Source organism: Phormidium sp. CCY1219, assembly GCF_035615515.1.
Taxonomy (GTDB): domain Bacteria; phylum Cyanobacteriota; class Cyanobacteriia; order Cyanobacteriales; family Laspinemataceae; genus CCY1219.
Window position 1 is genome coordinate 1 of the sequence record NZ_JAJENT010000454.1, and the last position, 6,694, is coordinate 6,694.

Annotated in this window: 5 protein-coding genes; 2 read left to right on the top strand and 3 right to left on the bottom strand. The window is 53.6% G+C overall.

Annotated elements, in window-relative coordinates:
• Positions 1–360 precede the first annotated feature (360 nt).
• The gene (murB, locus tag LKK83_RS11025; RefSeq protein WP_442957304.1) at positions 361–1,359 is read right to left on the bottom strand and encodes a UDP-N-acetylmuramate dehydrogenase; all 999 of its coding nucleotides are present in this window, start codon (positions 1,357–1,359) and stop codon (positions 361–363) included.
• A gap of 110 nt (positions 1,360–1,469) precedes the next feature.
• Complete coding sequence (gene murC, locus LKK83_RS11030) at positions 1,470–3,035, bottom strand: UDP-N-acetylmuramate--L-alanine ligase (RefSeq protein ID WP_324631156.1); 1,566 nt, start codon at positions 3,033–3,035, stop codon at positions 1,470–1,472.
• A 536-nt stretch (positions 3,036–3,571) separates the two neighbouring features.
• Here murC and nadD point away from each other — a divergent pair.
• Both nadD and LKK83_RS11040 read left to right on the top strand, forming a co-directional pair.
• Positions 3,572–4,327: a nicotinate (nicotinamide) nucleotide adenylyltransferase gene (gene nadD, locus LKK83_RS11035; protein ID WP_324631157.1), complete on the top strand. Its 756-nt coding sequence runs from the start codon at positions 3,572–3,574 to the stop codon at positions 4,325–4,327.
• A 114-nt stretch (positions 4,328–4,441) separates the two neighbouring features.
• Positions 4,442–5,458, top strand: coding sequence for a type I glyceraldehyde-3-phosphate dehydrogenase (locus LKK83_RS11040; RefSeq protein ID WP_324631158.1), 1,017 nt, complete (start codon positions 4,442–4,444; stop codon positions 5,456–5,458).
• Positions 5,459–5,530: 72 nt separating this feature from the next.
• On the opposite strand, the gene thiL is transcribed toward LKK83_RS11040, so the two are convergent.
• Positions 5,531–6,544, bottom strand: coding sequence for a thiamine-phosphate kinase (gene thiL / locus LKK83_RS11045; protein ID WP_324631159.1), 1,014 nt, complete (start codon positions 6,542–6,544; stop codon positions 5,531–5,533).
• Positions 6,545–6,694: the final 150 nt, after the last annotated feature.

Below are 6,694 nucleotides of genomic sequence, written 5' to 3' on the forward strand. Positions count from 1 at the left end.
ATTCGGTTCTAGAGCTTGAAGCTGGCACGCACCTCAAGGTAGGTCTTTAACTCTTGCTCTGAACGTAGCCCTCGTAGAGCTTAGGCTGGTCAGCTACCTAAAGTCAGGGGCTAGAAGCCCCGTCTCTTTAGAGCGGGGTGCTGACCTCTGAAGAACCGTACTTTGATTTTTACATCGGAAGACAATCGAGCGGCCAGTTTCACGTTCCCCAGGGGAAGAATTGGGGCACCGATGGGAGTTACCATAAAAAATAATACCACGCACTGATTGAGATCTGCCATTGCAGGCCGAGGGAGAAGTGGAAAATCGGTGCGGATCGCGCAGAGGGGGCGGTTTTTTTGGGGGAAGAAGCGATCGCCCTTAAAACTCGCCGAGGGTACGGACTTCTGGCTCTAAGCGCACGGACCAGCGCTGTTCCACTTGCTGTTGGACGTGCTCGATGAGCTGAAAAATATCTCGAGCGGTTGCCCCGCCGCAATTTAGAATAAAATTAGCGTGACGTTCGGCCACTTGGGCACCGCCAATTTGGTATCCTTTCAGACCGGTTTGTTCGATTAACCATCCTGCCTTCAAATCCTGCGAAGGGTTGCGGAAGACGCTACCACAGCTTGGCAAGTGATAGGGTTGGGTGGACTTTCGCATTTCGAGCTGTTTGGAGGTTGTGGCTTGGATCTGCGCGGGATCGCCACCGGGTTGGAGTTGAAAAGTGGCCTGAGTCACCAAGCGATCGCCCCCTTGAAGCACCGAGGTGCGATAGCGATAGCCCAAATCTTCAGGTGTGAGCAGACTCAAGCGACCGTTGGGTTCGAGAACCTGAGCAGTGACCAAGATATCCGCAGTACAAGCGTTGTGGGCACCTGCATTCATCACCACAGCCCCGCCAACCGTGCCTGGGATGCCCACCGCCCACTCCAGACCAGACCACCCCATTTGAGCGGCGCGCCAAGCCAGACGAGGGAGAGATTGGCCGGCAGCCACACTCAGTTGTCCGGTTTCCGCATCGAAGTGGGTAAATCGCAGGTGACGAGTGCCGATCGCCAGACCTGGAATGCCGCGATCGCTCACCAATAAATTCGAGCCGCCCCCCACGATGGTAATCGGCAAACCTTCAGAGTTCGCCCACTCCAGACTCGCTTGCAGTTCCTCGATCCGTCGAGGTGCAACGTACCATTCGGCAGGGCCTCCCACTCGAAACGAAGTAAACGAAGCGAGTGAAACCTGGGGTTTAATCTGACAAGGTATGTCTGGCACGGTGATGGAACGACACTGAGAAGAGTTGGCTTTCCCGAGGGAGTTTCGGGGAACGGGTGGGTTTGCAGCTTGCATGTTTACGCTGAGTGCATCGGAGGGCAGAGTCATAATAATCCAGGGGGGTCGAATGCGGATAGACCTACGCCGAAAGCGTCAATCTGGTGGAGATGGATGGCAGCAACGCAACTTCAGACATACCCCGCCTCGGCGGGGTACGCTTAGGCGCGATAGCGCGATCGCTCCAAACGATGTTGTTCCGAGAGCTGATGAAATGCCATCACCTCGGGGATAATTTGATTCAAATTCCCCGCCCCGAGAAACAGCACCAAATCTCCGGGAAGTAAGTTTAAGTTGAGAAACTCCGAGACCTGTTCCAGAGAGCCTTGGTAATAGACCTGAGGGTGGAATTGGGCGATCGAGTCGGCCACTTGTTGACCGCTAATTTTAGCTAAGTTTGGTTCGCCGGCACTGTAAATGTCCGTGACCACCACCAAATCGGCATCGCTAAACGCCTCGGCAAATTCTGACAAAAATGCTTTCGTGCGGCTGTAGCGGTGGGGTTGAAACACCGCCACCACTCGTTGCTTGCCACTGGTTGGCGAGGAGGTTGACGGCAACACCAAACTGGCGGCTTTCAGGGTAGCGCGGATTTCACTGGGGTGATGGGCATAATCATCCACAAATTGAATGCCATTATATTCACCGCGACATTCAAAGCGGCGACGGGCACCCTCAAAAGTGGCGATCGCGCTGGCAATTTGAGAAAACTCCAAGCCCAACAACCGTCCCACTGCCACCACAGCCAGGGCATTACTCAGGTTGTGCTGACCCAACAGGGGCAAAGAAAGCTGGCCGAGAATTTCTTCCCCTTCCCAGACTCTCGCGGTGGTACTATCCGGGCGATAGGCGACGCAATCCACCCGATAATCCGCGTCCGAATCGATATCGAGACTGTAAGAGATGTCCGGTTGGAGGGTGCGCGAAACCGTCTCGCAGTCAATGCAGCCCACCAAATGCTGACAGCGCTTTTTAAACACTTTAAAGATATCCACCACCTCGTCGAGGTTTTGATAGTGGTCGGGATGATCCAGTTCGATATTGGTCACCACCCCGATATAGGCGGATAGCTTCGCCAGGGATCCGTCGGATTCGTCCGCTTCCGCCACTAAATACGGTCCATCTCCCAAGCGCGCATTGCCTTCCCAGGCTTTTACCTCACCCCCCACCACAATCGTCGGATCCAACCGGGCCTCCAGCAGCATATAGGCCATCATCGAACTGGTGGTGGTTTTCCCGTGAGTCCCTGCCACCGCAATGCTCTGGTATTCCGAAATCAGGGCCGCCAGCAATTCCGAGCGATGAAACACCGGGCAGCCTAATTCTAGGGCTGCTCGATACTCGCTATTCGCTGGATCGATCGCCGTAGAACAGATCACTTGCGGTAAATGCGACGCGGGTAAAGTCACCGACTCGGCAGATTTAACCGTTTGCGGGGTCACGGCACTCAAGCCATGTTTTCCATTTTTGTTGAGCGCAGTGGGTAATTCCGCTTCCTCGCCTGAGGCCAGGGTTTGCCGGAAAAACTCCAGATTGTTAGCGTCTTGACGCCAAAAGATATGAGCGCCATTGTCTTGTAGACGCTCGGTTATATGGCTCGAGTGAATATCCGAGCCATACACTGGCACCTGACGCTTTGCTAGAATGTAGGCAAGGGCTGACATTCCGATTCCACCTATTCCGATGAAATGGAAAGGTTGGCCGCTTAGATCGATTGAATTTTCCATTGCAAGCTCCTTACACACCACACCACGCCAATAACACGCGATATCATATCAAGATTTTTTTTGTACGCTCCACTCAAAGGGGGAATTTTTCTTCTGTGCCAGGGGTGGAAACTTTCGAGATTTTAGTTGGAAATACACCGAGGGTAAAGTCTTCTCCTGATAATTTTTCTAACCTTAGACCGTTAGCGGTGTGACTCGCATCACCGATTCTCTCAAAAAATGCACGACGGCTAGGGAAAATCGGAGATAAGTGAGCCAAGTTCCGATAACTTAAGTTATGATGGCCATCAAGCCCCAAGGGCGATCGCCGCACTGACACCTGCACCAGAAGACGATAGCACCTGTGGCTCCATTAGTTTTACGCCAATTTCCGGAAAAAAGACAAGTAAAACCCCAAAACGGGGGAACAGGGTAAACCCGTTTTGCTCAGAAAGAGATCCCAGCCTAGTGGTGACAGTCACATTCACAGAGCATCCTCACCCCTGTGGTCAAAACGTACAAGCCAATGGTCCGCTCCCAAGGATGGAGATCCAGAAATGGAAAAAATAGCGATCGTCGGCGGTACCTTCGATCCGATTCACTGGGGACATGTACAAATCGCCGATGCAGCATTAAAACAGGAAGCCTTGGATCTGGCAATCTGGGTGCCGGATCCCACGCCTCCGCAAAAAGCCAAGCGCGGCGGGGTGGAGATCGAACACCGACGAGAAATGGTACGGCGGGCGATCGCCCCTTATCCGCAATTTCTCCTGGCACCCCCCCTAGGCGATCGTCAGCAAACCTCCTATGCGATCGCCACTTTCACCGCACTCCAACAACTCTACCCCCATAACCAGTGGTATTGGACGATCGGCGCAGACGCTTTTCAACACCTGCCCAAATGGTACAAATCCGACCAACTGGCTGCCGCTTGTCACTGGGTAGTGGCTCCCCGCCCCCAATCTTCCTCCACCGAAACCCTCGTAAATTCGCCCCATTCGGCATCCCTAGATTACCAGAAGGGTGCAACTCCAGATTTATCCACCCTAGGGATGGTGCCAAACAACCCAAGCCAGAATTTTATTCTGGCGCAAACCCACATGATTTGCGATCGCGTAGCTCGCCAATTTGCCCAACGCAACCTCAACCTGCGCTATTCGATTTTACAATCGAACCCGATTGCAGTATCTTCAACTGTAATTCGCCGCAACTGGGGCACTTGCAGCAGAATCCGAAACTGGGTTCCCGAACCCGTGAGGACTTATATTTCCATGCACAAGCTTTATGACAACCCATTCCAATCGTGCCCTTAACGCTCCAACCAGATCCCCAGACTTGAAATCAGAGGATCGAATTGGACCAGCTTTGCGATATGATTGGGTTCATTACACTAGGCATTTTTTGATTAGATAAAGGGGCAAGACGCAGTGATTAGAGTAGCGATTAACGGTTTTGGACGCATCGGACGCAATTTCTTGCGCTGCTGGTTAACCAGATCCAACAGCCAGCTCGAGATTGTCGGCGTTAACGACACCTCTGACCCAGCAACCAACGCGCACCTGCTGAAATATGATTCCATGCTCGGGACGTTGGATGCCGACATTAGTGCTGATGAAAACTCCATTACCGTCAACGGCAAAACCATTAAATGTGTCTCCGATCGCAATCCATTAAACTTGCCCTGGTCTGCCTGGGGAATTGATTTAGCGATCGAATCAACCGGTGTCTTCGTCACAGAAGAAGGAGCAAGCAAGCACCTGCAAGCCGGTGCGAAAAAAGCGCTGATTACCGCCCCCGGAAAAGGTGGCAAAATCGGCACCTTTGTCGTCGGCGTCAACCATGACCAGTACAAGCATGAAGATTTTGCAGTGGTCAGTAATGCAAGCTGTACCACCAACTGCTTAGCACCGGTCGTCAAAGTGCTGCACGACAACTTTGGCATCATCAAAGGCACCATGACCACCACCCACAGCTACACGGGCGACCAACGTCTGCTCGATGCGAGCCACCGGGATGTGCGTCGTGCCCGCGCTGCTGCCATCAATATCGTTCCCACTTCTACCGGGGCGGCTAAAGCAGTGGCTCTGGTAATTCCAGAAATGGCCGGCAAGCTCAATGGCATCGCAATGCGCGTACCCACCCCCAACGTTTCCGTGGTAGATTTGGTGGCTCAGGTGGAAAAACAGACCTTCGCCGAGCAGGTTAACGAAGTCTTACATGAGGCGGCTAACGGTTCGATGAAAGGCATTCTGGAGTACAGCGATCTGCCGTTGGTCTCCACGGACTACAAAGGCCATGACGCCTCTTCCATTGTGGATGCCAGCCTGACGATGGTGATGGATGGCGATTTAGTTAAGGTCGTCGCTTGGTACGATAACGAATGGGGTTACAGTCAGCGGGTTGTGGATCTCGCTGAACTCGTGGCTCAAAATTGGGTGGCATAAAACCACGTTCACCGGAGGGTTGAGTTTTGAGTGGACTCGTTTAACCCTCAAAATCCAACCGTTAAAGTGATTTTAAAAATGCTGAAAACCCCGTTCCAGGGTAAGCACCTCGTCAGGATTCGCACCAGTGCTGTCTACCAAACAGACACTGGTGCGTTTTGTTATTCGTCCCACGATCGCCGCCCCATTGCCCAGTCTTTCCACCAATTGTTCGGCGGCGTTTAATGGCAGGCACAGCACCAGTTCAAAATCTTCGCCACCGTACAACGCCCACTCTAGGGCTTTGTCCTCCCCCACCATTTGCGTGACGCTTGCCGGAATCGGAATCTGCTGGCGATCGAGAATGGCTCCCACACCGCTGGCTCGCCCAATCTGCAAAACCGCATCGGCTAAACCATCGCTGCTATCCATTCCCGCAACGGTGCGCTCGGACTCCATCACCTGCCACAGGATGGGGATCGCGTCCAGTCGCGGTTTGGGTCGTTGGTGCGCTTTGACCAAGACTTCGCGATCGCTGCTTTGCAGTTCTCTCCCGCACTCTGGATGCAGCAGTACCTCTAACCCCGCCCGGGAGGCTCCGTGAAACCCGCTGACCACGATCGCATCCCCGGGTTGTGCGGCTTGTCTGACTATCTTTTTCTCGGGCTGCACCCACCCCAATGCCGTAATGGCAATCGCATTCACCGAGGCCCGACAAATATCACCGCCGGCCAGTACCGTGTGGTATTCTTCCAGACAACTGGATATCCCGGCATAAAGCTCTTCGAGCCAGCTCACCGCTGTGTCTCCGGTGACGCCTAACGCTACGGTAATGGCTTCCGATGACGCGCCCATTGCGGCTAAATCCGATAAATTGGCGGCAGTGGCTCGCCAACCTGCATCCCGCCCCGAGGTGGTGCGATCGCTAAAATGCACCCCCTCTACCAACATGTCAGTGGTCACCACCAACAAACCCCCTTTTTCCGGCGGCGCGGCGATCGCCGCCGCATCATCCCCCACCAGCTCTGCGGGACAAAATCCTTGCAGGATTTTCAGCACTCCTTGTTCCCCAACCTCTCGCACCCGCCTGGATGATTCTTCTTGCACGCGCAACCTCTCGCTTCCCTTTCGCCTTCATCATAAATTAGGGTTGGTAAGGGGGAGAACGGAAACCCTCGTAATTTATGCGTAGGGAGGAGTTCTCCCCCCTTACACAGACAACAGTTTGACAAAACATCACTGCTAGAAACTGTAGGT